Source organism: Thalassospira sp. HF15, from assembly GCF_011806525.1.
Taxonomy (GTDB): domain Bacteria; phylum Pseudomonadota; class Alphaproteobacteria; order Rhodospirillales; family Thalassospiraceae; genus Thalassospira.
In genome coordinates, this window is the sequence record NZ_JAAVKI010000004.1 from 18,029 (window position 1) to 42,319 (window position 24,291).

Below are 24,291 nucleotides of genomic sequence, written 5' to 3' on the forward strand. Positions count from 1 at the left end.
ATAAATCGGGAAATCAGCCCCCTTCTTCAGGTCGAACCTTCTTCCGTCTTTTTCGGCTTCTCGGATGCTTTGCCGCCGGTGCCCTTGAGGTTGGCAACCTTGCCCAGCAAATCAAACCAGAACGGCGCACCTAAACTCATCGCCGCAATCGTGATCAGCCAGCCGATGATGGACTTAAACCATTCCGCACCCGTGAAAAACGCCGCAATGTTTGCCGAAAAGCTCGGCTCTTTCCAGCCAATCGGAAACGATTTCAAACTGTCGAGATTGGTACCTTCAAGTTCCGTTACACCTTCCTTGCCCGCGGCAACCGTCGCCTGCGCGGCAATCTCGGTCCGCAGCGCCTCATTGGTCCAAAGTTCTTCGGCAACATGGATGGTACTGGCATTGGTCAAGATCACCACGACGGCCGAAATACCAAAGATGATCGCTTTGACCTTGCGCTTGTACCAACCCGAAATCCGGGTCATCCCCTCATCAAACCAGCTGGCCAGATTTTCCTGTAATTCAATGGCCGCCTTCTCCCCGTCGGTTACCAACGCCGTCAAAACGGCAGCAAGATCGTCATCATCCTTCTTGTCCGCAACATCGCCCCCCGCCCCTTGCGGCAGCTTGGCAATCAGATCGCGGACTTCGTCGGCCTTAAGGGAAACAAAGGATTTTCCGTCTTCATTCTTTGCCAGAACTTCAAGCACCACGGTGCTCAATGTTTCAGGGGCGATATAGGACGGCAGTTTGTCCTTGCGCGACAGGTTTTTGATCAAAGGGTGGGCATATACCGCCTTGGCGTACTTGTCGCCCACCAGCCGCTTGATACCTTCCTCAAGATTGGTTGACCGCAAGCCAAAGAAACTCGCAACCCACTCCTGCGCCGCCGACGCCACCAAACTCAAAGTCACATAGAAAAAGATCAGCCCCAACGCGACATCAATCACCGGATGTTCAAACATCTCAAGTCCCCCCGAAACCTTCCCAAAGGCAGGGTGACGTTATATCAGATTTACATCATTGATTGAACAACCATGACCTCACACCAATCAATGGTGATCATGGCAGTGGGTCGCGCAGAAGGCAAAAAACCGCTCAATACCACGTCAAACTAGCCGGAAGGTCCTGCTTAGAAAATTGTACTTTCATCACTATTGCAAAGACTTCCAGTGAAGCTCGTCGAGTGCAGAATTAACCTCAAAACGCCTCAGCTTCCAACAACCCTAACTTGACTCACAACAAAGAAATATCACTTAATAAGACATATCAAATAAACAAAGTACGCCGGGGAGTCGTAACGAAAATGCCAATTGATATTTCAATCCTTTGCAGAAGAATTTCTCCAGAAAGAACTACACTTATTTTTGGAGCCGGTTCTTCGATACCCTCTGGCGGTCCGTCTGGCGATGACCTCTCAAAAGTCCTCTCGGAAAAGTTCGAAATAGAAATCACTGCGCCCCTTCCACTATCGGACATAGCAACGATAGCAGAAGCCAAGTCTAATCGGCGGCAACTGATTGATACAGTTTCACAACTCCTCTCACCAATTGAACCAATGAGAGGCATGCTCAACCTGCCAGACTATGAATGGGCGAGTATCTTCACGACAAATTATGACGAGATTATCGAAAAATCATATAAGAAACGAAAGAAAGCCCTAAGAACAATTTCGTCAAACTATGATTTCAGCAATCAATCATCACTAGATGATCAGGTTTTGTTCAAAATACATGGCACCATCAGCAAAGATGAAAGCACCGGACACAAACAAAGGATGGTACTAACAGCCGCTGATTTTGATCAGACCACAGAATACCGCGAACTACTATATTCAAAACTTACTGATCAGCTATTAAACAATGACGCAATTGTAATTGGGAACTCCCTTCAAGATCCTGATTTAAAAGAGATAATAGATGAAATTATAAAAATAAAAAAATCGAAGGGCGCTCCTGGGACAATATATGTCTTTTCATTCAACAAAGATGAAAATCAAGCCTTGGTCTATGAGTCTAGAGGACTACAGGTTTGCTTTGGAGGTATAGATGAATTTTTCTCTGCCCTTCATTCTCAACAATCACCGAACAAACTATTACTCACCGACTCCGATGACATTCTAGATACGGATCGGCGGGTTCATCCCGCAACAACTACTGTCTCAACTTCAAGGGCAAAACGAAGTGGCGATTTGAACAAAATGTTCAACGGAAGCCCCGCAAGTTATGCTGACATTCTACGTGGCTGGACGTTTGAAAGAGATTTCGCAGATAAACTTGAGCACCAACTAGCCGAAGGACCGTCAAGAATTGCTTATATTCTTGGCGCGGCAGGATCCGGCAAGACCACTGGTGCAAGAAAATGTCTAAACCAGCTTGTTGATCGAGAAATACTGTGCTGGGAACACGAGAGCAATCTATCGCTATATGTAGATGGCTGGATCAAAATCGACGCAGAGCTGCGGCGCACCAAACAGACAGGTGTACTTTTAATTGATGAAGCACATCAACATCTGCACGAAATCAATAAACTTGTGGACGAGATCTGCAAACATGAAACCCTCGCTCTACGTTTGATCTTGATCTCAAGCAAACACCACTGGAATCCGAGATTAAAGTCCCCCAATATTTTTGCTCACGGCGTTCTCTATGAAACTGGCTCACTAACAGTCAGAGAAATCGACTCCCTCCTTGATATACTTCAATCTAAAACCGAGATTTCCGATCTGGTTGAGAGTAGATTTACTGGGTTCAGCAGAAGTGAAAGGCGAAACCGTCTTTTGGAGCGCTGTGGATCGGATATGTTTGTTTGCATGAAAAATATATTCGGCTTTGAATCTTTCGACGACATCATCCTCCGCGAATATGGATCTTTGAACTCCGACTACCAAGAAACGTACAAGCAGGTTGCTGGCATGCAAGCCGCAGGCATTCGCGTACATAGACAAATGGTAATACGAACGATTGGCATCCATGCGACGCAAATCACGCGTTACTTAGATGACCTAGACGGAATAATTGAAGAAAAAACCATAAGTGAGAAGCACGGCATTTATGGGTGGTCAGTTCGTCACCACACAATCGCGGGCATTATATCTAAATACAAGCTGTCAGACCAAGACGAATACTACAACTTACTCGACAGAACGATTGAGCTCATAAACCCAACCTACTTTATAGAAGTACACTCAATAAACGAGATGTGCGACATGGACAGAGGCATCACCAAAATAAATGACAAGAGAAAACAGAATATACTTTTAAGAAAAATGATTTCACTGGTACCGCAAGAGAGGGTCCCGAGACACCGACTAATACGCAATCTGATCGACATGGAAGAATTTGACGCCGCGAATTCAGAAATTAGGCTTTTTGAAAAAGAACTGAGAACAGATGGCCCTGTGCAGCGGTACAAAGTAAAACTCCTACTAAGCCGAGCAAAAAACACTTCTGGAATAATGCTAGAAGATAAAGTTTCGATTACTTCTGAAGCTGCACAACTCGCTGAGAGGGGTATTGATAGGTTTAAAGACGACAAAAACCTATACGGAACATATCTCGAAGCGGGCGTTGCATATTACAGGCTAACAAAAAATACAGAAATATTCGACAAAGCCATGAAATCTGCAAATAACGCTTATGATCGCATCCTCGATCCCGATCTCAAAAGAACAATTCGGGTATACCAAAACATTGAACAAAGATTCTCTAGTTCCCTGTAATCCAAGACGGAACCAGCCCTTGTCCCACTGACAACTAAGGGTGCCACGTCAAGCTGGCCGGAAGGTCCTGCTTGGGGGCAAGCGCAATCACCTGATCAAGGAACAGGCGGGCAATCGGTGACAGGCTTTTGCTTTTGCGGGTAATCACGCCGATATGGCGATGGCGTTCCGGGGTGGTGAGTGGCACAAACACCAGCTTTTCCGGGGCCGCCATATCCGAGACGCGCGCGGCCAGTTCCGGCAGAACCGTAATCCCCACCCCTTCGGCGACCATGGCGGCCAGTGTGATGGTGTTGGATGTTTCGACAATCGGGCGCGGCAGGATCGGGCCGGTGGCGCCCAAAGCGATATCGCTGTCTTCCTCTGATACGTCACTGCCGTTCGGATCAGGCGACCGCATTGCCTTCTCCTCGGCCCGCATTGCCTTTTGCGCGCGGGCCAAAACCGATTTCGCCGCCGGAATACCCGCCGCCACCGCATCACGCACGGCGGGACTTAGAACCGGCATGGTATCGCTTGAAAGGTCGCTTGTGACACCGGGCTGCGCCATCAGCGCCCCGGTCCCGGATTCCGGCCCCAACCCGACAAGCTTTTGCCCGGTTAAATCCGACCAGCGCAAAACCGACTTCTTGGCAAATGCGTGATCGGCCCGGCACAGCACGCCAAACCGGTCGGAAAACAGCGGGCGAAAGGCAATATCCGGCAACGCCTGCCATTCCCCGGCAATCCCAAAATCGGCGGCATTATTCGCCACCGCCTCATGCACTTCACCGGCATTGCGTTCATCCAGACGAACGCGCGCATCCGGGTGCGCCGCGACAAATTCGGAAATCACTGTCGGCAAAATACGGGTCAAAACAGATGGCGCTGCGGCAATCGTAATCTTGCCCCCGATCCCCTTTGACAGCGCATCCAGATCACCAAGCGCCTCTTCAAAATCGGCCAGCAACCGCCGCGCAATCGGCAAGAACCGCTCCCCGGTCTGGGTCAGTGCCACCTGTCGCGTCGTGCGATCAAAAAGGGCTGCCCCCGTCACATCCTCAAACTGGCGAATGGTCGCGGTAACCGCAGGCACCCCAAGCCCCAGAACCCCGGCCGCAGCGGTAAAATTCCCCTGATCGGCAACTGCGACAAATACACGCATATGACGGATATTCAGCGATGACAGCATGGTCTTGATGATCCGTTTCGGTTAATTCCCCTGCCCGGTCAGACCATAACGCCCGAAACGGATTGAGGAAAAGGGTTATTGGTTGACGCAACCGCTTCCGCCTCTAACTCACTTCTTATCGAGCGTCGGCGGCACGGTTTTGATTGCGGTCACGGTTGGGTGCACCTCGATCAGGCATTCGCGGAACACGCGCGCCATGCGTGACATCACCGATTGCGGGAAGTTCGCCACACACATGCCGATCTTGAAGCTGAGCAGATCGGGACGAAGTGCGCGCATCTCGCCGCGCTCCACCCATTGCCGGGCGAAGTGGGTGGGCAGGAAGCTGACAAACTTGCCGCTTCGGATCAGATAGGCCAGCCCTTCCATGTCATAAGCCGTCGCACTGGGTGGATGTTTGAACAGTGACTGAAACGCCAGCGCCACCGAATAGCCGCGCCGGGCGTATTTCTGTTCGGCCAGTTGTTCGATTGGCATTTTTTCATGCGCCTTTTCAAACAATGCATGATCCTTGCCGCAATACATCGTCTGTTCTTCGTGAAAAAGCTGCTGCATCTGCACGGCTGCATTCATCGGCTGGTTGGGCATGACGGCGATTTCCATCTGCCGACTAAGCAACGCGTTTTCAATCTGGTTGGGGGAGACGACAACAAAGGTCGGATGCACGCCCGGTGCGCGTTCATGAAACAGCGCAATCGCCCGATCAAGCTTGCAATTGGGGTTTTCGACCATCGCATCAATCACGCCAACGCGAAGCTCACCCACCATATTACCGCGAATGGCGCCCACCTCGGCCCGAAAGGAGTCAGCCGCGGCAAACAGTTTGATCACCTCGCTATAGATCTTTTGCCCATGTTCGGTCAGCGAAAAGCCCGACCGCCCGCGCCGACAAAGCTTCACCCCCAGCCGGGTTTCAAGGGCTGACATCTGCGTGCTGATGGTCGATCTGGAAATACCCAACGCGTCCTGGGCGGCGGTAAAACCGTTGCTTTCGACGATGGTTCGGAAAATCCGCAACTGGCGGAAATCCACATCACTGAGCGGCGGAAGTGTAACTGACATCGGCGGCAGACCTTCGTGAAAGCAATACGTTGAGAAAATCGGACGTTTAGTTTGAAAGTTTCATATTATTGAACACGTCTCGTCATGGCAATCTCTGCGCACAGTTTGAAGATTTGTATTGCGCCAACTGCGCGCCTCGCGCCACCAGCGCCCCCAGCGCCACCGCCCTAAGGAACACCGCCCATGAGCAACGCCACCACCAAACCTGAAACTGAATCGGGCATTTCCTTTGTTCCGCCTTCGGCGATGACCCTGCCGCGCTATGCCGGGGTGGCAAGCTTCATGCGCGCCCCGCATCTTTCAATATCCGATGCGGCCTTAAGCCAGGTCGATATCGCCATGATCGGCGTGCCATGGGATGGCGGCACCACCAACCGCCCTGGCGCGCGGCACGGCCCGCGTCAGTTGCGTGATCTCTCCACAATGATCCGCCCGAAACATCCGGTCACCGGCCAGAACCCGTTTGAAGACCGCAACGTTGCCGATCTGGGCGATGCGCCGGTCAACCCGGCCGACATCATGGATACGCTTGAAAGTGTCACGGGCTTTATTGCCGACCTGAAATCAAAGGGCATCACGCCCTTAAGCGCCGGTGGGGATCATTTGCTGTCCTATCCGATCCTCAAGGCACTGGCAGTTGATGGCCCGCTTGGCATGGTGCATTTCGATGCCCATACCGATCTGTTTGACAGCTATTTCAACGGTTTCAAATACACCCACGGCACGCCGTTCCGCCGCGCGATCGAGGACGGTTACCTTGATCCCAGGCGCGTGGTTCAGATCGGCATTCGCGGCACGATGTATGACGGCGAGGATGTTGAATGGGGCCTGGCCCAAGGGGTGCGCATCATTCGCATGGAAGAAGTCCTTGATCGCGGCATTGATCAGGTCATGGCAGAGGCCCGCGACATTGTTGGCCGCGATAAAACCTATGTCAGCTTTGATATTGATTCCGTCGACCCCGCCTTCGCGCCGGGCACCGGCACACCGGAAATCGGCGGTTTCAACAGCCGAGAGGCGCAAAAAATGATCCGCCTTCTGGGCGGCCTTAATCTTGTGGGGGCGGACCTTGTTGAAGTGTCCCCACCTTTTGATCCTTCGGGAGGAACAGCCTGGCTTGGCATCTCGCTCATGTATGAATTGCTGTGCGTGCTGGCCGGGTCAAACGCCACCAAAAACCCGAACCGAAAATCGGGCTAGGCATACCGAAAAAGACCAAAACCCATCAGAGAGCATCTCACACCGGAGACACCATCTATGAAACGCATTCTTTCGAAAATCTGCCTGTCGGGTGCGGCACTCGCAACCGCCTTCTCGCTGTCCACGGCCGCCTCGGCCGAGGAACTCACCATTGCCCATTCCACCTGGGTTGGCTATGGCCCGCTTTATATCGCCCAGGAAGAAGGCTTCTTTGAAGACGAAGGCCTTGATGTCAAACTGGTCGTCATGGAAGACGTCAAAACCCGTATGCCGGCCCTGGCCGCCGGCCGGATTGATGTTGCGGTTACCACCATTGACACCGTGCTTGGTTTTTACACCAAAGACCATCCGCTGACCTATCTGTTTGCGCTTGATGATTCGCGCGGCGGCGACGGCATTGTTGCCAATGCCGACATCAAAAGCCTGGCCGATCTTAAGGGCAAAAATGTCGCCTATACCGAGGGGTCTGTTTCCCAGTTCTTCTTAAGCGTCCTTCTCAAGGAAGCAGGCATGAGCCTTGACGACGTCAACTCGATGAACATGTCGGCCGGTGATGCTGGTGCGGCCTTTGTCGCCAAGCGTGTTGACGCCGCCGTGACCTGGGAGCCGTGGCTGACCCGTGGGCAGGATACCGAACATGGTCACCTGCTGATTGACAGCTCCAAGGCGCCGGGCCTGATCACCGACATCGCGGTCACGACCGAAGAAACCTTGGCGGCCCGTCGTCCGGAAATGGAAGCGCTGTATCGTGCTTGGGCCAAGGCGGTTGCCTGGCAGAAAGCAAACGAAGAAGCAGCTGACGTGATTATGGCCAAAGGCGTTGGCGGCTGGCTTGATGATCCGGCGGTCTTTGCCGACACCCGTTCGGGCATTGCGTTTTACGATGCTGACATGAACAAGACCTTCATGGATCCGTCCAACCCGGATGGCATCGTTGGCACCATTGCCAATGCGATGACCCTTGGCAAGGAAAGTGGCCTGATCACGCTTGAAGCCGACCCGAAAAGCCTGCTGGCTGCGGACATCGTGAAATAACGAACGCCACCAAGTTCAAGACTTAAAAAGAGCAAGCATCATGTGGACCAGATCCCTTTTCTCGCCCAAGACCGATATCGACAAGGGCACCTATGTCACCCTGTCGCTGATTTCGGTTGCAATTGTCATGGCCCTTTGGTGCTTGCTTACCTATGGCGGGATCACGCCCAAGGACTTCCTTGCCGCCCCGCATGAAGTGGTGGCCGCCGGCATCAAGCGCATCGCCAATATGTCCCTGTTTGAACATATGTGGGCAAGCCTTGTTGTCATCCTGTCGGGCTTTATCCTGGCCTCCGTCTTTGCCGTTCCCATCGGCATCCTGATGGGCAGTTTCCGCGCGGTGCAGGCGCTGATTGAACCGATCACCGGTTTCATGCGCTATATCCCGGTTTCCGCCCTGATCCCGCTTCTGATCCTGTGGATCGGCATCGGGGTCGAACAGAAAATCATGGTGATTTTCCTCGGTACTTTTTTCCAGCAGTTGATTCTGATTTCCGACGTTTCCGCCCGGATTTCCAAGGACCTGATTGATTGTGCCTACACCCTTGGCGCGGATCGCCGCCGTGTGGTCACCCGTGTGCTGGTTCCGGCCTGCATGCCCGGTGTGATGGATAACCTGCGCGTTACGATGGGCTGGGCCTGGACCTATCTGGTGGTGGCCGAACTGGTCGCAGCCGACACCGGCCTTGGCTACATGATCCTGAACGCCATGCGCGGGCTGTTTACCGATGTGATTTTGCTTGGTGTCTTTACCATCGGCATTCTGGGCCTGATCACCGACTTCTTCTTTAAATGGGCACGCCGGCGCTTGCTGCCCTGGTCTGCTGATTTTTAAGGGGCGATACACTCATGAGCAAGCTTTCCCTCCGTGACATCACGGTCCGTTTCGAACCCAAGGGCAAACCACCGGTCTTGGCCCTTGATGATGTATCGCTTGATGTTGCCAATGACACCTTTTCGGTGATTGTCGGCCCGTCGGGCTGTGGCAAATCAACGTTGCTGCGCCTTGTCGCCGGGCTTGAAACCCCGACATCGGGCCGACTTGAACTCGATGGCGATCCGATCAATGGCCCGTCGGCTGATCGCGGCATGGTGTTTCAAAGCTACACCCTGTTTCCGTGGCTCACAGTCCGTGAAAACGTCATGTTCGGCCCGAAGCTTAAAAACCTTCCGAAATCCGAATGCGAAGACATTGCCGATGATCTGATCAAGGCGGTGCATCTTGAAGGGTTTGAAAAATCCTATCCCAAGGAACTCTCGGGCGGCATGCGCCAGCGTGTGGCGCTGGCGCGTGCGCTTGCCAATGATCCGCGCATTTTGCTGATGGATGAACCGTTTGGCGCGCTTGACAGCCAAACCCGTCAGATGATGCAGGAATTGTTGCTCGATGTCTGGCAAAGCCGCCGCAAGACGGTGCTTTTCATTACCCACGACATTGACGAGGCGATTTTCCTTGGAGATGAAGTGCATGTGATGTCAGCCCGCCCCGGCCTGATCAAGCAGTCGCTTGATATCGCGATACCGCGCCCGCGCCACATCGATGCGCTGACCAGCCCGGAATTCATGGATTACAAGCGCACCATCCTGTCGCTGATGCATGACGAAGCGATCAAAGCCGAAGACGCCGCCAACCACCGAAAATCGGCCTAGGCCGCCAAAAAGCGCGGCAAAACAAACACCTGCCTGACTTGCCACCACCCGACAGGTTCAGGCACAGGGAATGTGCGGCTCACAGCAAATCCCGCACATTCCCGCTCACGTCCGGCATGAAAACCCGCTCAAAGCCCCGTGTTCCGGGCACTACAACGCTACGCACACCACGATCGCGCCCACTGCAGGGCGCAGTTTGCGCGGCAATACCGTGCCTTCAGGCAAGGACATCGCCCCCTTGCCTGTCTCAAAAGGCGTCACACAGCCGCTGCCACCGCCGCACCCCCATCAGCCGCAAACGCCCGAATACTGCGCCTTGCGCAAGGTTTTTCTGCCATATGCGGCAAAACTCGCGGTGCAGCGGCACGAAATCTGACATCGGGAAACCGCCCAAAATCGGCGTCGGTGGCACGTCGAAGACCATCCCCTGCCCATCGCAAATATAGCGTCCTGAATTTCCGCCTAAAACAAATTGTATGAGGATTAAAAGCGCGCCATTGCGGTGCGTTTTGGCTGGCGGTTTGGGATACGCTGCACGGCATTTCGATTATTCATTTTTTTTGAATAATCTTTCGGAATTTTCGATTTGTCTATTCAATCGCGATCAGGTCAAATGGGTTTGCATGCCAGATCGGGGGCCCGGCCCGCACCGGAAATTACCCCCAAAAGGCATATGATATTATCATACGAGTATTGAGAGAGCCCGATGTCCGTCCCTGCCCCGGCAACCACCCCGGTTACGAATGCGTCGAACAAGAGCGTGATCACGAAATTGCCGGCCCTGACCCCGGATCGGTCGCTTGACAGTCTGACGCTGGGGTTCCTTAAAACGCTGGAGGCCGAGGGCAAGTTTTCGGGCGAAATCCATGCCGATTTCCCGACGCGTTTGATCCATGCGACCGACAACAGCGTCTATCAGGTAATGCCAACCGCTGTGCTGCAGCCCAAAACACGCGATGACATCAATGTGGTGATGGAGCTTGCAGGGCGGGAGAAATTTTCCGAGGTCAAAATCACCCCGCGTGGGGGCGGCACCGGCACCAATGGCCAGTCGCTGAACAACACCATCATTCTCGATACCTCCAAACATCTCAACAACATTCTGGGCTTTGATGCGGAGCGCGGGCTTGTGCATGTCGAGCCGGGTGTGGTGCTGGATCAGCTAAATGCCTGGCTGAAGCCCCATGGCTATTTCTTCCCGCCCGCCGTTTCGACCGCAAGCCGCGCCACGGTTGGCGGCATGATCGGATCGGATAGCTCCGGCAAGGGATCGCGGATTTATGGCAAAACCAGCCATTACATCCATGACATGACAACCGTGCTAGTCGATGGCACGGATTTCAATACCCGCGCCATGAGTGCCGACGAGGCCGCAGAAACCATGGAACGCGCGGACCGCGTTGGGCAGCTTTATAAAAAAGTCCATGACGAAATCGCGCCCCGGCGCGATCAGATCAAATCCGTGTTCCCGGAAATGAACCGGGGCCTGACGGGCTATAACCTGAAGGAAGCGGTGGCGGATAACGGGGATATGAACCTGTCGTTTTTGATTGCCGGGGCCGAAGGCAGCCTTGGCATGGTCAAGGAGATTACTTTCCGCGTCATTCCGTTGCCCAAGCACAAGGCAGTTACGGTTGTCCGTTATGACAGCTTTGACTCAGCGCTGCGTCACGTCAAAACGCTGGTGCAGTTTGACCCGGTCGCGATTGAAAGCATCGATGACAAGGTCATGAAACTGGCCGAGCAGGATGAAAGCTGGCACATGCTGGGAAAGCTTCTCGGCACGGAAAACAGCAATACCCCCACGCGCGGCTTTAACGTGGTCGAGTTTGTCGGCGAGACGGAGGCCGAAGTCGCCGACAAGCAGGCGGAGCTACGCACCTATCTTGATGCCAACCCGACCGAAGAGTTTGCGCCGATTGGCTTTGTGCAGGCGACCGATCCGGGGCAAATCGCCGCGATCTGGTCAATCCGCGCCAAATCGGTGGGCTTGCTGGGCAATCTTGAGGGCAAACGTCGCGCCACCCCGTTTGTCGAAGATACCGCCGTGCCGCCGGAAAACCTTGCCGATTTCATTGCCGAGTTCCGGGCACTGCTGGATGCCGAGGGCCTTGATTACGGCATGTTTGGCCATGTTGATGTCGGGTGCCTGCATGTCCGCCCGCTGCTTGACATGATGGATGAAGAGGATGAAGCCCGCATTCGGCGTGTTTCGGACGCGGTGGCGGAGCTTACCAAACGGTATAACGGCCTGATCTGGGGCGAGCATGGCAAGGGCTTTCGGGGGGAATATAGCCCGATCTATTTCGGGCCGGAGCTTTATGACAGCTTGCGTCGCATCAAGGAGGCCTTTGATCCCGAAGGGCAGCTTAACCCCGGCAAGATCGCATCGCCATACAGCAAAAACACGCCGATCACGGCAATTGACGAAGCACCGATGCGCGGCCAGTTTGACCGCCAGATCGAGGATGCGCTTCGCGATGAATACCTGAATGCGACGCGGTGTAACGGCAACGGGGCGTGCTTTAACTGGGATCTGATGGATGCGATGTGCCCGTCCTATAAGGTCACGCGGTCCCGCGTTCATTCGCCCAAGGGCCGGGCCGGCATGATCCGCGAATGGATCCGGCAATTATCCGTCGGCACCGATCCGATGAACAAGGACCTTGCCGTGATCAATGGCCGGGATTTTTCCCATGATGTGTATGAGGCAATGGCCGGTTGCCTGTCGTGCAAGGCGTGCGCGGGGCAATGCCCGGTCAAGGTCGATATCCCGGAAATGAAATCCCGGTTTCTGGAGACCTATCACACCCGATATAAAAGACCCGTAAAGGATTACGTGATTGCCAAGCTTGAATACTTGGCCCCGCTTCTGGCAACCGCACCGGGCCTGTTTAACGCGCTGCAATCCATCCCGCCGATGCCTTGGATTTTCAAACGCTTCATCGGCCTGACCGATTTGCCAAAGCTGCACACCCAAAGCCTGAAATCCGGCCTGCGGCAACGCGGCATTGGCAAATTCAAGCAGGCGGAACTGGATGGCTTGAGTGCGGATGAAAAGGCAAAGTCGGTGATCCTCGTGCAGGATTGCTTTACCACCTATTATGACACCGACGTGGTTCTGGCCCATGTCGACCTTTTGCAACGTCTTGGATACCGCGTTTTCGTGCCGCCCTATCGCCCCAATGGCAAGGCGATGCATGTGAAAGGGTTCCTGAAACGCTTTGATTATCAGGCGAAGCAAAATGACATCGTGCTGGGCAAAATCGCGCAAGTTGGAATTCCAATGATCGGGATCGAGGCCAGCGTGACCCTGACCTACCGGCAGGAATACGCCCAGCGCCTTTCAAACCGCCCGGATTATCGCGTTCATCTGTTCCATGAATGGCTGGCGGGCGAGATCGAGCATGGCCGACTGACCCCGCCGAAACTTGATAACGGCGTTAACATGGACACCACGGATGCCCCGGCAAGCCTGTTCCCCCATTGCACGGAAAAAACGTCGCTTCCCGATGTTGGCGTAAAATGGCAGAACATCTTTGCCGCCTTCGGACTTAAACTGACCACGGAAAAAACCGGGTGTTGCGGCATGGCCGGTGTCTATGGCCACGAAACCCGCCATCAGGAAAGCTCGCGCGAGTTGTATGACCTGAGCTGGAAAAAGAAGGTCGATGCGACGGGCACGCAAAACATGCTGGTGACCGGTTATTCGTGTCGCTGTCAGGTGGATCGCTATGAAGGCGCGAAGCCGCAGCATCCGGTGCAATATCTCGCCAAGCTTGTGGCATAGGAGCCCCCATGATCCGTCACATCGTTCTGACCAAATTCCACGCCGAGGTCACCAAGGCCGAAATCGACAGCCTGTTTGTCAAGCTGGCAGAGCTTCAAAACCACATCGCCGGCATGCGCGGCTTTGACGGCGGCGTTTCGGTCAGCCCGGAGGGGTTTGAACAAGGCTTCCGGCACGGATTTTCAATTGATTTTGATGATGCGGCAGCACGTGACGCCTATCTGGAGCATCCAGAGCATAAGGCCTTGGGCGGGCAGTTGGTTGGGCTGCTGGAGGGTGGTATCGCCGGGTTGGTGGTGTTTGATTTGGTTGTTGACAGGTCTGCATAGTCGAGCAGTTTCGCGCCAGAACGTATGGCGTCTGAGGTACGAAACCCGCCGCCCAAAAATCTAGCGAAAGTTATATGAACTTAGCTTGAAAAACGTGGATGCGATAGGTCTGCAAAACAGACTGTCTAATTATTAGCCCTGCCATTTTTAAATAGAGAACTAAAAATAGATAAAGACTAAGCTGCCGGTCACATTTTGAATCCAGACTTTAAGTCAAAATTTTATTTCGAAACACATAGATCGGGGCTTCGGTTGAATACACACCTAGAAATCACGTTACAAAATTAATTCCGCAATAGATTTACGCTATCTTTAGGTGACCAATAGCGAACCCAGACACTAAATAATATCCTAATTAATCTGAATCAATTTCTTCAAAAATAGCTGAATGCGACAGTGTTACAATATTTCTGTAATCATCGGCAGCAACAGAGTCTAACATAAGCATTTCCATGTAGGTACTTTGAATGGCATCCTTAAAGCTATTAATACATGCATTCGTTCCTGCCTCGATTTTGTCTCGCCATGCTGCTTCCTCTTCGCTCGAAGCATTTTCTGCCAATTTCCCATTCGAGTGGTAGACCGTTTGAGAAATCGCATGAGCGTAGTCTTTTGAACTGTGCTCTTCTAGAAGCTCTTTCCCTGCTCGCGTCAAGATAGGTTGAAAAACTGCTGCATAATATAGACATGCGCTCGAGCTCTCGTCGAGCCAGCCTAAGTCGATTGATAGACTGATTTGCGCAAAACTGCCCGGCCCTACTGTAGCGACCCGGGTTCCCTTTCCTACACCCAACAAAGCTGCTTGGATTTTACCCTTGTTTACGGCAGGTAGAATAGACACAGTCTTGCCATCCCAAGATGCCAACGCCAATGTGCGACCTCGGTACTCCAATGGTAAACTGCCCGAATTTTTAAACCGCATGCCATATGCAATACGATGGGCACGGCCATCTGAATCGATTTCTTGGTCCGTCACAAAACCTTTGACATCTTCGACGGATGGGAAAAAAAAAGCAAAGTTTCGAATATCCTGCGCTTCTCGCTCTCGACTATCAAAAAACCAAAATCCGACAGCGATGCTAATCGCTCCTATCATGGCCGCCAAATCCTGCGGAGAGTTGGGAATGAGTATCCTCTTGAACCACTGCGGTTCCTTTGACTCGCACAATTTCTTGTTCAAGGTATTTCCCCAATTTTGCGACAAACATTTCTGCCATCAATGTATTTGAAGCCGGGAATGCAATGAAAGTTTAATTCCAAAACTTATTCGTAACACGGAAAAGTGAACTAATAATAATATATGCAATCAGTTTTGACTGCGAGCCACGTTTAAAATAAGTGCTTATGGTACAATTTCGCCAAAACCAGTCGATTGTATATACATTTGACATATACACACTCAAAGTGCACAATGCCTGAAAGCTTACCCGCGTATGGAGGCATTCATGACTCAGGCATCCGTATTTCTAAACAACAAGACGCAGGCTGTCCGCCTGCCCAAGGATGTTGCCTTTCCCGAGGGCACGAAAACGGTTGAGGTGATTTCGGTCGGGGTGACGCGGGTGATTGTGCCAAGCGATCACTTGTGGGAAACATTCTTTGACAGTCACACCGTCAGTGATGATTTCATGGAAGATCGCAATCAGCCCGATATGCAGGAACGGGAAGCGCTATAATGCTGCGCTTTATGCTGGACACCAATATCTGCATCTATGTGATCAAGAACCGCCCACCGTCCTGCCGGGAGAAATTCACCACCCATAGCGGGGCTTTGGCAATTTCATCGGTCACCATGGCCGAACTGATCTATGGCGCGATGAAATCCGCCAAGCCGGAGAGCAACCTGCGGACCATCGAGGAATTCGCCGCCCGCCTGACCGTGCTTGATTTCGACACCCATGCCGCAGGCCATTACGGCGAAATACGCAGCAACCTTGAAGCCAAAGGTACTGTCATCGGCCCCTATGACATGATGATAGCTGGGCACGCACGCAGTCACGGTCTGGTCCTTGTCACCAACAACACCCGCGAGTTTGAACGCGTGGATGGGCTGCGTTTGGAGAACTGGGTTTAGAGAACAAAAGACATATTATTGTGCACAACTTCAAGCGCAGGATGACTCCAGTTGCTTCATTTGATTGACTTGATTGAAAAAAGCCTGTCGTCGGTAGAGTCAGATTTCTTAGGTTGGTTTGAAGGTATACCCAGCGGTTCAGCATGGCGTGTGATATCTGACTACAGTGTCGACAATTCATCCAAACAAAATGATGCTTACACATTTGTCATATTGCTCAACCACGACACGTCCGAGAATATATCATCTTATGTCAATTCTGTTGCACCGGTTGACATCAAAGGAACACGCACCCCATCAACTGGACTGATCAAATATTTAGCGTGCCCCGTTTCTTTCAGCATCACGTTTGTCGTTGCGCGCAATAGCGACCATCTCAAAGCCTTTATTACATCGGAAGCGATGCTAGACCATGCAATTGGTATGCGAGAGACAATAGCTAACAAGCTAGCTGAAGAACCAGAAAATGCGCATTTTTATGCGCCCCTTGATAGAAGGTTTAACGCGCTTCAACAGGAGCTTGAGGGGAAAAGGGCAAATCTAAAACTATTACGTAAAATGTTTCTTGCTGGAACATTTGCTAGTATCGCGTTCCGCTTACTTGAACGCAAAAGGCCTTCGAATATTTTCTGGATAACCGACCGTGATGCGATCTTTGACCGACATAATGGGGTTGCATTTGATATTGCTTGGGTCCTTTTCCAAGTAACTAGGCTAAACTTGGCACCTGTCGTGCATTTAACTCGTCCAAAGTTCTACTTTGCTTATCCCGGAATGGATGGGGCTACGGAATATGCAGAATTTGTTCGACTACCCGACTACCTCGCCGGAGTTTTTGCCGATATCCAGCTTCCGCAGATCACATTCAGCCACGGCAAATTCGAACCAATTTTCGAGCAACTAATAATAAACTCCACTAACAACACAGTAATCGAACTACTAACTAGCGTGCGTGACGATCACGTTACGGCCAGACGCCTTCGCTTCACAAAATAAGACGGCAGGCGACATAAAAAGCAGCGCCGTTTAATTGCGCTGCTCTTTTTGTTTCTTGAATGAAGTTCGAGATTCCCGCCTCCGCGGGAATGACGGTGTCTGATGGCGGGTTTTGCCGGTCTGATCAGACCGGCGTTGACATCACCAAATTGGATTTCTGCCGGGCTAAGTATTTGCCATCGCCCTTTTGGCCGGTGACTTTGCCGTCCTTGACCACGGTTTTGCCACGCACGATGGTGTGGACGGGCCAGCCTTTGACTTCTAGGCCTTCATAGGGGCTGTAGTCGCAGCCCTGTTGCAGGATGTCGTTGGTGATTGTGACGTTTTTATTGGGGTCCCAAAGTGCGAGGTCGGCGTCGGAGCCAATCGCAATTGTGCCCTTTTGCGGGTACATGCCATAAAGCTTGGCGTGGTTGGTGGATGTGAGTGCCACGAACCGGTTGAGGTCAATGCGGCCCTTTTGCACGCCTTCGGAAAACAGGATCGGCAGGCGGGTTGCCACGCCGGGGATGCCATTGGGGATCCAGCGGAAGCTTTTCTTGCCCTTTTCATTGAGCTTGCCTTCCGGGTCGTTAAAGCGGAACGGGCAATGATCGGATGAGAAGAGGTCAAACACGCCGCGTTCCAGACCATCCCAACAGGCGTCCTGACTTTCCTTGTCGCGCGGCGGCGGGGAGCAGACGAATTTCGCACCTTCAAGTTCGTCCTGATCAAGATCATCGGCGGTCAGCATCAGATATTGCGGGCAGGTTTCGCCGACGATCTTGGACCCGCGCACGCGCGCACGTTCGATTTCTTCCATCGCCTGCTGGTTCGATACATGAACGATGACAATCGGGGTATCGACGATTTCGGCCAGTGACAACGCGCGATGGGTGGCTTCGCGCTCTGCCGCGATGGGGCGGGTTGTGGCGTGGGATTTGGCGGAAAATTCGCCGGCTGCTTCGTGCTGCCCGATCAGGAAGCGAATGGCGTCCTCGTTCTCGCAATGAACCAGCACCAGCGCGCCGGTGTTTTTGGCAGCACTTAGCGTTTCAAGGATTTCATCATCGCGCAGACGCAGGTTTTCATAGGTCATGAAGACCTTAAACGATGTATAGCCATCCTCGACCAGGGCCGGGAGTTCCTGACCCAGCACAGACGGCGTCGGGTCGGTGACGATCAGATGGAAGGCCACATCAATATGGCATTTGCCGTCCGCCTTGGCGTGATAGACATCAAGCGAATGCCGCAGGCTGTCGCCCTTTTCCTGCATGCAGAATGCCAGGATCGAGGTATTGCCCCCAATAGCGGCCGAACGTGTGCCACTTTCGAAATCATCGGCCATGACGATGCCATCGCCGGATGGCTGATCAATATGGACGTGGCTGTCGATCCCGCCGGGCATGACATACAGCCCGGTGGCATCGACAATGTCATCAGCGCCTGTGAGGTTGGCGGCGATGGCAGAAATCTTGCCATCGGTAATGCCAAGATCGGCGACGTACGTGTCGCTGGCGGTGACGATGGTGCCGTTTTTGATGATGCGGTCAAACTGCATGATGTGGCCCCTGCCCCCTTATTGATTGGTCGTCGCAAGCAGACGGTCAAACGCCGCAGTTAGTCGGTCCACCTGGTCAATTGTGTTGTAGTGCACCATTGAAACACGCACGACGCCAGCATTATCAGACAGCCCCATATATTCGACCAGACGCCTTGAATGGAAATCGCCAAAGCGAATGGCGATGTTTTCCGCATCAATCGCCTTGCAGATATCCTCGGCATTGCGGTTATCAAAGCGAAACGCAATGGTCGGGATGCGCGTGCCGTCGCGGTTATCGTCCTGCCCGATGATCACGCAATCATTGCGCCCACGCAGGTAACGCAGCAAGCGTTCGGTGAGATCGTTTTCCTGATGGGTGATGGCGTCATAGGCGGCAACGATTTTATCGCGCGTGCTGCCGGTGCCGGACTTGTCTCCCATGGCCTTTTCACCCAGTTCGACCAGATATTCGACAATGCCGCAGACGGAATAGGCCATTTCGTAGCTGGGGTTGCCGGGCTCGAGCTTTCCGGGGACTTTGTCCTTGCCGTAGAAATAATGATAAAGCGTATCAAGTTCGAGCAGCAGGTCATACTTGCCAAACATCAACGCCCCGTGCGGGCCGTAGGTCTTATAGAGGCTAAAGACATAATAGTCGGCGTCAAAGGCCTGAACGTCCACGGCGCGGTGCGGCGCATAGGCGACGGCATCAATGCAGATTTTGGCCCCATTGGCATGGGCGTAATCGGCAAATTCGCGGATCGGATTGATCTCGCCAATGATGTTGGAAACGTGCGTGACACAGACCAGTTTGGTCTTGTCGCTCATGACCGCTTTGAGACCATCAAGGGTCAGACGCCCGGTGGTGACATCAGGTTCCCAGAAACGGAGATTGATGCCGAATTCCTCAAGCGCCACCCACGGGCCGATATTGCTTTCATGATCGCCGATGGTGACGACAATCTCGTCACCTGGTTGGAACTGGCTGCGCATGGCGCGCGCCAGGTTTTGCAGCAGTACCGTGGTTGACGGGCCGAAAATGATTTCCTCTGGCCGCGAAGCGTTCACCCACTGGGCAGCGGCCTTGCGGGCGTCCATCAGGGCCTCTGCCGCCTTTTGGGAGACTTCGTAGGACCCGCCGATCTGCACATTGCGATCGAGCAGGAAGCTGTTGATGCGATCCAAGGCCTTGGTCAGGATTTGCGATCCGCCGGCATTGTCAAAAAAGGTCCAGCCATTGGCAAGGGCGGGAAACTGGCTTTGGACATAGTCCATATCAAGGGTACGTTGTGGTGCCATTGAAGGCATCCTCCGAGTTTCTGGTTTTGTTATTATAGGCGCTGGGCCCTAGTGATCGAGAACGGCGTGGAGGAAATTCCGTGTGCGTTCTTCCCTGGGCGTATCGAATATTTCGCTGGGCGTTCCGGCCTCGATAATGGCGCCGCCATCCATGAACAGGACGCGGTCAGCCACCTGACGGGCAAAGCCCATTTCGTGGGTGACAACGACCATGGTAACCCCGGTCCCGGCGAGCTTTTTCATGACATCCAAAACCTCGCCGACCATTTCGGGATCAAGGGCGGATGTCGGTTCATCAAACAGCAAAACACGCGGTTCCATGGCTAAAGCCCGTGCAATCGCCACGCGCTGTTGCTGCCCACCTGATAGTTGGGCCGGGTATTTGTCGGCCTGAACCGAAATGCCGACGCGTTCGAGCAAATCACGGGCGCGTTTTTCAGCATCCGCCTCGGACATTTTGCGCACCCGGATCGGGGCCAGCATGACATTGCGCAGCACGGTCATGTGCGGGAACAGGTTGAACGACTGAAACACCATGCCGACTTCGGCCCGCACCTGATCCAGATCCGGTCCCGGGCGCACCGGGATGCCATCGACGGTGATTTCACTGCCGTCTTCAAACGGTTCAAGATGGTTGATGCAACGGATCAGCGTTGATTTGCCCGATCCCGAAGGGCCGACGACGCAGAGCACTTCGCCCTGGGTGATTTCAAGGTCAATGCCGTGCAGGGCAACGAAACTGCCATAGGTCTTGCGGAGGTTGGAAATTTTGATCAATGGCGCTGTCATCAGGCTCTCCCGCGGCTAAAACGTTTTTCAAGGCGCGCGACAAAGCGGACCATCGGCAACAGCAGGATCAGATAGATCACAGCCGCACCGATCAGCGGCGTCGGATTGGCGGCAAGTGCCTGTGCCTGGGTCGCCTGTTTGAGCAGATCGGGCATGGCAACAACCGAGGCCAGCGCGGTGTCCTTAAGAACGTTGATGCAGTTATTGGTCAGCGGCGGGATGACGATGCGGATCGCCTGGGGCAGGATCACATCGGTCATGATATAGCGGTTGGACAGACCGAGTGCGGCGGATGCTTCAAACTGGCCCTTGGGGATGGCTTCGATGCCCGCGCGGAAGATTTCGGCGGTATAGGCCGAAGACACCAATGTGAGTGCGGTGACGGCCGAGAAGAATGGCGACAGGCGAATACCGACAAAGGGCAGCGCGTAATAAACAATGATCAGCAAAACCAGAAGCGGGATCGAGCGGAAGACATCGATATAGCCGCGCACCAATGCGATCACGACCGGCCCGGCATAAAGGCGCAACACGGCCAGAAACAGCCCGCCGATCAGACCGGCAATGATGCTGGTTGCGCCAATCCCGATGGTAACCAGCAGGCCGTTCATCAATTGCGGCAGGCTTTGCATCAGGACAGGGATGTTAAAGAAAGTCGAAAATAAATCCATTTCACCACCAAGTCAGGTTGCCGCGCCGACGATCCCGGGAGACGATTGGCATCGTCGGCGCGCAAGAGATGCGATATGCGATTAGTCGATGGACGGCATATCAAGGACCTTGACGGTCGAGGTGGTGTCTTCCGGTTTCGCACCGAACCAGGTTTCATGCAGACCGGCGATGAAGCCTTCTTTTTTCAGCTCGGTGATAACGTCGTTAACTTCGGTTGCGAGTTCCGCGTCCTTGTTAAACATGATCGAGTATTTTTCACCCGTCGTGATGCGTTCGACCACCTTAAGGGCCGGCTTGTCCTTGACGTAATACAGCAGTGCCGGAATGTCGGACACGTAGCCATCAATACGGCCCGCCTGCAGATCCAGCATTGCCGGTGACAGGCCTTCGTAACGGCGGACTTCGTCAATGCCGTATGTGTCGCCGTTTTCGGTAACCCACATATCACCGGTCGAGCCGGTATCAACACCGACAACCTTGCCATCCATGGCATCAAGACCGGTGACACCGCCTTCTGCGGTCGCGGTCAGGGACTGGTCACTGTCATAGTATGGCTGCGCGAAGGTGACAGATTCCAGACGCTTGTCGGTGATCGTGATCGAGGATACCGCCATGTCGATCCGGCCCGACTGAACCGCCGGGAACAGACCGTTGAACGGAATGTTGACGAACTCGACCGATTTGCCAAGGCGGCTTGCGATTTCATTGACAAGATCGACTTCGAAACCGACCACGGTGCCGTCTGCTTGTTCGAATTCCCACGGCACGTTGCCGATATTGGCGCCGACGGTGAGATCGGCGGCATTGGCCTGATGTGCCATGCCAAGCGCCATTACCCCACCCATCACGGAAGCCGTTACATATGAAAAGAACTTCATTTTATTGTCCTTGTGTTTTTCGAGATCCCTGTTAACTACTGGTCTAACTGGTCAGACCAGTTAGACCACAAGGAAACACAAAAGCAAAACCGTTGCAAGTGGGTTGGATAAAAATCGTGACAAACACACAACCAGCGCGGTATTCGCTTAATTGGGTTCAGACCCCAAGAACCAAGAGGGACGCGCGATGTTCAACAAGACCCTATTGCCGCAATCGGTGGCACGGGAAATTCAGGCCATGATTCAGGATGGCACTTTAAAGCCGGGCGAAAAGATCCCGTCCCAGCGCGAATTTGCCCAGAAATTCGGAATCTCGCGCGCGTCGCTTCGTGAAGCTTTGCTGACCCTCGAGACGCTTGGCCTGATCAAGACCGAAGCCGGTCGCGGTACCTTTGTTACCGATGGCAAGGCGCAATCAGAAAGCGATATGGCGCCGTGGCGCTATTCGGAAAGCCACAGCGTTTTTGACGTGTTTCAGACGCGTATGATCCTTGAAAGCGAAATTGCCGCCCTTGCCTGCGGGCGCCTGGCCGCGACCCAGCTTGAAGCGATGGAAGAGGCTACCGACCGCATGGAAAAATGCTGGGCGGAGCAGGATCTGATTGCCAATGTCGAGGCTGATCTTGAATTTCACGCCACCATTGTCGCGGCATGTTCGAACAGCATGATGCGCGAACTTTATCAGGCAATGCGCGACAAGATCACCGAAACCCAGCGCCAGCCGATCCCGATCACCGATCCCGAGCGCATGCGCGAGTCCATTGGCGAGCACCGCAAAATCATTGCCGCCCTGCGCAACAATGACGCCGAGGGTGCAAAGCGCGAAATGCAGGCGCATGTCCGCAACACCGCGCGCTGTGCAGGTTTGCAGACGTAAACTTCCCTCAATTCCACCGCCCTGCCCCGCATAACAATGACAGAAACGGCGTCCTGATTACGCGGGACGCCGTTTCGTTTTTAGCCCTTGCGGAGCGTAATCACGGTCAGTTCGGCAGGCACGCCAACGCGCATCGCAAAGCCCGGCCATTGGGCGGTGCCGTTATTGACGTAAAGCTGCATGCCCCCGATGTCATACATGCCCGAGACAAAGCCGCCATTGATCATGGCAACGATATTGTCAAAGCCCCAGACCATGCCGCCATGGGTATGGCCGGAAAGTTGCAGATCGACACCCAAGGGTGCGGCATCGCGGGCCATTTTCGGCTGGTGATCAAGCAGGATCACCGGGGCATTTTCCGGGCGACCGTCAAGCGCCTTGGCGACATCGGGTTCGGTACGGTTTGTCCGCCCTGCCCGAAGGTCGGTAACCCCTGCGATGGTCAGTTGGTCGTCGCCGCGATCCAGAACGATGTGATCGTTTTCAAGGGTCAGCATGTTGAGCCCGACAAAATGGCGCATCCAGTTTTCATAGCCGAAATAGTATTCATGGTTGCCCGGAATGGTGATGACACCATCAGGGGCGACAAGATCATGAAGCGGCTGCACATCATCATAGCGCAGCGGCAATTCGCCATCGATCAGATCGCCCGTGATCACGATCAGGTCGGCCTCAAGGGCGTTGGTTTTTTCAACCACCTCGGCCACCCATGGGCGGTCATAAAGCTTGCTGATATGAAGGTCGGTGAGCTGGACCATACGATAGCCGTCAAACCCGTCCGGCAGGTCGCGAATGGTGACATCCATTTCCTTGACCTCGGGGACACGCATCGCCTGATTAACGCCAAAACAGGCCAGTGCGATGGCGGCAAAGGACATGATGGTGCGCAGCATGACAGGCCCGTGCAGCTTGCGGCGCAGGATTACCCAGCGCAGGACCAGTCCGATCAGGTCATAGGCCAGTTGGAACCAGACAAGGAAGAACATCACGCCGAAAGCGACGTTGACCGCAACAACAACCGGCTGCGGAAATTCCGGCAAGAACATGCTGCCAAAGGTAATGCGGGAATACAGGTGATGCTGGGAGCCAACAAGCAACAGAACGGCGAAGCTGATCTTCGCCCAGCGCGGCCATGCCAGATGGCGGACATGACGCACCAGAACATACAAACAGGCCAGAGCGACAAAGACGTGAAACTGTAACACCGAAAAAACAATCCTTTGGATACAAACAAACCGCGG

General features: G+C 53.7%; 22 protein-coding genes. 11 read left to right on the forward strand and 11 right to left on the reverse strand.

The window, feature by feature from the left end; genetic code table 11:
- Positions 1-26: 26 nt before the first annotated feature.
- Positions 27-950: a hypothetical protein gene (locus HED22_RS09445; RefSeq protein ID WP_167721511.1), complete on the reverse strand. Its 924-nt coding sequence runs from the start codon at positions 948-950 to the stop codon at positions 27-29.
- A gap of 341 nt (positions 951-1,291) precedes the next feature.
- Between HED22_RS09445 and HED22_RS09450 the strand changes: the two genes are divergently transcribed.
- A complete protein-coding gene (locus tag HED22_RS09450; protein ID WP_167721513.1) occupies positions 1,292-3,706 on the forward strand; it encodes an SIR2 family protein in 2,415 nt (804 codons plus the stop codon).
- A 34-nt stretch (positions 3,707-3,740) separates the two neighbouring features.
- Here the strand turns inward: HED22_RS09450 and HED22_RS09455 are convergent, their stop codons facing one another.
- On the reverse strand, positions 3,741-4,877 hold the full coding sequence (locus HED22_RS09455) for a LysR family transcriptional regulator (protein ID WP_167721515.1): 1,137 nt from the start codon (positions 4,875-4,877) through the stop codon (positions 3,741-3,743).
- Between the two features lie 108 nt (positions 4,878-4,985).
- Positions 4,986-5,939: a LysR family transcriptional regulator gene (locus tag HED22_RS09460; RefSeq protein WP_167721517.1), complete on the reverse strand. Its 954-nt coding sequence runs from the start codon at positions 5,937-5,939 to the stop codon at positions 4,986-4,988.
- A gap of 183 nt (positions 5,940-6,122) precedes the next feature.
- On the opposite strand from HED22_RS09460, the gene speB reads away from it, so the two are divergent.
- From speB to HED22_RS09480, 4 genes are read left to right on the forward strand one after another with little or no spacing between them, the layout of a single operon-like run.
- Positions 6,123-7,139, forward strand: a complete 1,017-nt coding sequence (speB, locus tag HED22_RS09465) for an agmatinase (protein ID WP_175581191.1) — start codon at positions 6,123-6,125, stop codon at positions 7,137-7,139.
- Between the two features lie 57 nt (positions 7,140-7,196).
- A complete protein-coding gene (locus tag HED22_RS09470; protein WP_167721519.1) occupies positions 7,197-8,174 on the forward strand; it encodes an ABC transporter substrate-binding protein in 978 nt (325 codons plus the stop codon).
- Positions 8,175-8,214: 40 nt separating this feature from the next.
- Positions 8,215-9,009 (forward strand): ABC transporter permease, encoded by a 795-nt coding sequence (locus tag HED22_RS09475; protein ID WP_167721521.1) that lies wholly within the window; start codon positions 8,215-8,217, stop codon positions 9,007-9,009.
- Between the two features lie 14 nt (positions 9,010-9,023).
- Positions 9,024-9,824, forward strand: a complete 801-nt coding sequence (locus HED22_RS09480; RefSeq protein WP_167721523.1) for an ABC transporter ATP-binding protein — start codon at positions 9,024-9,026, stop codon at positions 9,822-9,824.
- Positions 9,825-10,071: 247 nt separating this feature from the next.
- On the opposite strand, the gene HED22_RS09485 is transcribed toward HED22_RS09480, so the two are convergent.
- On the reverse strand, positions 10,072-10,248 hold the full coding sequence (locus tag HED22_RS09485) for a hypothetical protein (protein ID WP_167721525.1): 177 nt from the start codon (positions 10,246-10,248) through the stop codon (positions 10,072-10,074).
- Between the two features lie 282 nt (positions 10,249-10,530).
- On the opposite strand from HED22_RS09485, the gene HED22_RS09490 reads away from it, so the two are divergent.
- Positions 10,531-13,614 (forward strand): FAD-binding and (Fe-S)-binding domain-containing protein, encoded by a 3,084-nt coding sequence (locus tag HED22_RS09490; protein WP_167721527.1) that lies wholly within the window; start codon positions 10,531-10,533, stop codon positions 13,612-13,614.
- A gap of 8 nt (positions 13,615-13,622) precedes the next feature.
- Positions 13,623-13,943, forward strand: a complete 321-nt coding sequence (locus HED22_RS09495; protein ID WP_167721529.1) for a Dabb family protein — start codon at positions 13,623-13,625, stop codon at positions 13,941-13,943.
- 355 nt (positions 13,944-14,298) lie between these two features.
- Here HED22_RS09495 and HED22_RS09500 read toward each other — a convergent pair whose 3' ends face one another.
- The gene (locus HED22_RS09500; RefSeq protein ID WP_167721532.1) at positions 14,299-15,123 is read right to left on the reverse strand and encodes a hypothetical protein; all 825 of its coding nucleotides are present in this window, start codon (positions 15,121-15,123) and stop codon (positions 14,299-14,301) included.
- Between the two features lie 265 nt (positions 15,124-15,388).
- Between HED22_RS09500 and vapB the strand changes: the two genes are divergently transcribed.
- The 3 genes from vapB to HED22_RS09515 are packed head-to-tail and all read left to right on the forward strand — an operon-like array spanning position 15,389 to position 17,013.
- Positions 15,389-15,619 (forward strand): type II toxin-antitoxin system VapB family antitoxin, encoded by a 231-nt coding sequence (vapB, locus tag HED22_RS09505; RefSeq protein ID WP_167721534.1) that lies wholly within the window; start codon positions 15,389-15,391, stop codon positions 15,617-15,619.
- Positions 15,619-16,017 (forward strand): tRNA(fMet)-specific endonuclease VapC, encoded by a 399-nt coding sequence (gene vapC / locus HED22_RS09510; protein ID WP_167721536.1) that lies wholly within the window; start codon positions 15,619-15,621, stop codon positions 16,015-16,017. Before vapB ends, vapC begins: the two co-directional genes overlap by 1 nt.
- A 51-nt stretch (positions 16,018-16,068) precedes the next feature.
- The gene (locus HED22_RS09515) at positions 16,069-17,013 is read left to right on the forward strand and encodes a hypothetical protein (protein ID WP_033067333.1); all 945 of its coding nucleotides are present in this window, start codon (positions 16,069-16,071) and stop codon (positions 17,011-17,013) included.
- 124 nt (positions 17,014-17,137) lie between these two features.
- On the opposite strand, the gene hydA is transcribed toward HED22_RS09515, so the two are convergent.
- The 5 genes from hydA to HED22_RS09540 all read right to left on the reverse strand — a co-directional run bounded on the left by hydA (position 17,138) and on the right by HED22_RS09540 (position 22,173).
- Positions 17,138-18,553 (reverse strand): dihydropyrimidinase, encoded by a 1,416-nt coding sequence (gene hydA / locus HED22_RS09520; RefSeq protein WP_167721538.1) that lies wholly within the window; start codon positions 18,551-18,553, stop codon positions 17,138-17,140.
- Positions 18,554-18,571: 18 nt separating this feature from the next.
- A complete protein-coding gene (locus tag HED22_RS09525; protein ID WP_167721540.1) occupies positions 18,572-19,834 on the reverse strand; it encodes a cysteine desulfurase-like protein in 1,263 nt (420 codons plus the stop codon).
- 48 nt (positions 19,835-19,882) lie between these two features.
- Positions 19,883-20,623, reverse strand: a complete 741-nt coding sequence (locus tag HED22_RS09530) for an amino acid ABC transporter ATP-binding protein (RefSeq protein WP_167721542.1) — start codon at positions 20,621-20,623, stop codon at positions 19,883-19,885.
- Positions 20,623-21,294, reverse strand: coding sequence for an amino acid ABC transporter permease (locus HED22_RS09535; protein ID WP_167721544.1), 672 nt, complete (start codon positions 21,292-21,294; stop codon positions 20,623-20,625). Before HED22_RS09535 ends, HED22_RS09530 begins: the two co-directional genes overlap by 1 nt.
- 81 nt (positions 21,295-21,375) lie before the next feature.
- On the reverse strand, positions 21,376-22,173 hold the full coding sequence (locus HED22_RS09540; protein WP_167721546.1) for an ABC transporter substrate-binding protein: 798 nt from the start codon (positions 22,171-22,173) through the stop codon (positions 21,376-21,378).
- A gap of 187 nt (positions 22,174-22,360) precedes the next feature.
- On the opposite strand from HED22_RS09540, the gene HED22_RS09545 reads away from it, so the two are divergent.
- The gene (locus HED22_RS09545; protein WP_167721547.1) at positions 22,361-23,050 is read left to right on the forward strand and encodes a FadR/GntR family transcriptional regulator; all 690 of its coding nucleotides are present in this window, start codon (positions 22,361-22,363) and stop codon (positions 23,048-23,050) included.
- A gap of 80 nt (positions 23,051-23,130) precedes the next feature.
- On the opposite strand, the gene HED22_RS09550 is transcribed toward HED22_RS09545, so the two are convergent.
- On the reverse strand, positions 23,131-24,255 hold the full coding sequence (locus HED22_RS09550) for a metallophosphoesterase (protein WP_368484491.1): 1,125 nt from the start codon (positions 24,253-24,255) through the stop codon (positions 23,131-23,133).
- Between the last annotated feature and the right edge of the window lie 36 nt (positions 24,256-24,291).

Excerpts from the sequence above, each read along its gene's own strand:
- HED22_RS09530 (WP_167721542.1), bottom strand. The coding sequence starts at position 20,623 with ATGACAGCGCCATTGATCAAAATTTCCAACCTCCGCAAGACCTATGGC.
- HED22_RS09450 (WP_167721513.1), top strand. The coding sequence starts at position 1,292 with ATGCCAATTGATATTTCAATCCTTTGCAGAAGAATTTCTCCAGAAAGA.
- HED22_RS09490 (WP_167721527.1), top strand. The coding sequence starts at position 10,531 with ATGTCCGTCCCTGCCCCGGCAACCACCCCGGTTACGAATGCGTCGAAC.
- HED22_RS09480 (WP_167721523.1), top strand. The coding sequence starts at position 9,024 with ATGAGCAAGCTTTCCCTCCGTGACATCACGGTCCGTTTCGAACCCAAG.
- HED22_RS09460 (WP_167721517.1), bottom strand. The coding sequence starts at position 5,939 with ATGTCAGTTACACTTCCGCCGCTCAGTGATGTGGATTTCCGCCAGTTG.
- HED22_RS09455 (WP_167721515.1), bottom strand. The coding sequence starts at position 4,877 with ATGCTGTCATCGCTGAATATCCGTCATATGCGTGTATTTGTCGCAGTT.
- HED22_RS09445 (WP_167721511.1), bottom strand. The coding sequence starts at position 950 with ATGTTTGAACATCCGGTGATTGATGTCGCGTTGGGGCTGATCTTTTTC.
- HED22_RS09540 (WP_167721546.1), bottom strand. The coding sequence starts at position 22,173 with ATGAAGTTCTTTTCATATGTAACGGCTTCCGTGATGGGTGGGGTAATG.
- hydA (WP_167721538.1), bottom strand. The coding sequence starts at position 18,553 with ATGCAGTTTGACCGCATCATCAAAAACGGCACCATCGTCACCGCCAGC.
- speB (WP_175581191.1), top strand. The coding sequence starts at position 6,123 with ATGAGCAACGCCACCACCAAACCTGAAACTGAATCGGGCATTTCCTTT.
- vapB (WP_167721534.1), top strand. The coding sequence starts at position 15,389 with ATGACTCAGGCATCCGTATTTCTAAACAACAAGACGCAGGCTGTCCGC.
- vapC (WP_167721536.1), top strand. The coding sequence starts at position 15,619 with ATGCTGCGCTTTATGCTGGACACCAATATCTGCATCTATGTGATCAAG.
- HED22_RS09545 (WP_167721547.1), top strand. The coding sequence starts at position 22,361 with ATGTTCAACAAGACCCTATTGCCGCAATCGGTGGCACGGGAAATTCAG.
- HED22_RS09485 (WP_167721525.1), bottom strand. The coding sequence starts at position 10,248 with ATGGTCTTCGACGTGCCACCGACGCCGATTTTGGGCGGTTTCCCGATG.
- HED22_RS09535 (WP_167721544.1), bottom strand. The coding sequence starts at position 21,294 with ATGGATTTATTTTCGACTTTCTTTAACATCCCTGTCCTGATGCAAAGC.
- HED22_RS09495 (WP_167721529.1), top strand. The coding sequence starts at position 13,623 with ATGATCCGTCACATCGTTCTGACCAAATTCCACGCCGAGGTCACCAAG.
- HED22_RS09525 (WP_167721540.1), bottom strand. The coding sequence starts at position 19,834 with ATGGCACCACAACGTACCCTTGATATGGACTATGTCCAAAGCCAGTTT.
- HED22_RS09475 (WP_167721521.1), top strand. The coding sequence starts at position 8,215 with ATGTGGACCAGATCCCTTTTCTCGCCCAAGACCGATATCGACAAGGGC.
- HED22_RS09470 (WP_167721519.1), top strand. The coding sequence starts at position 7,197 with ATGAAACGCATTCTTTCGAAAATCTGCCTGTCGGGTGCGGCACTCGCA.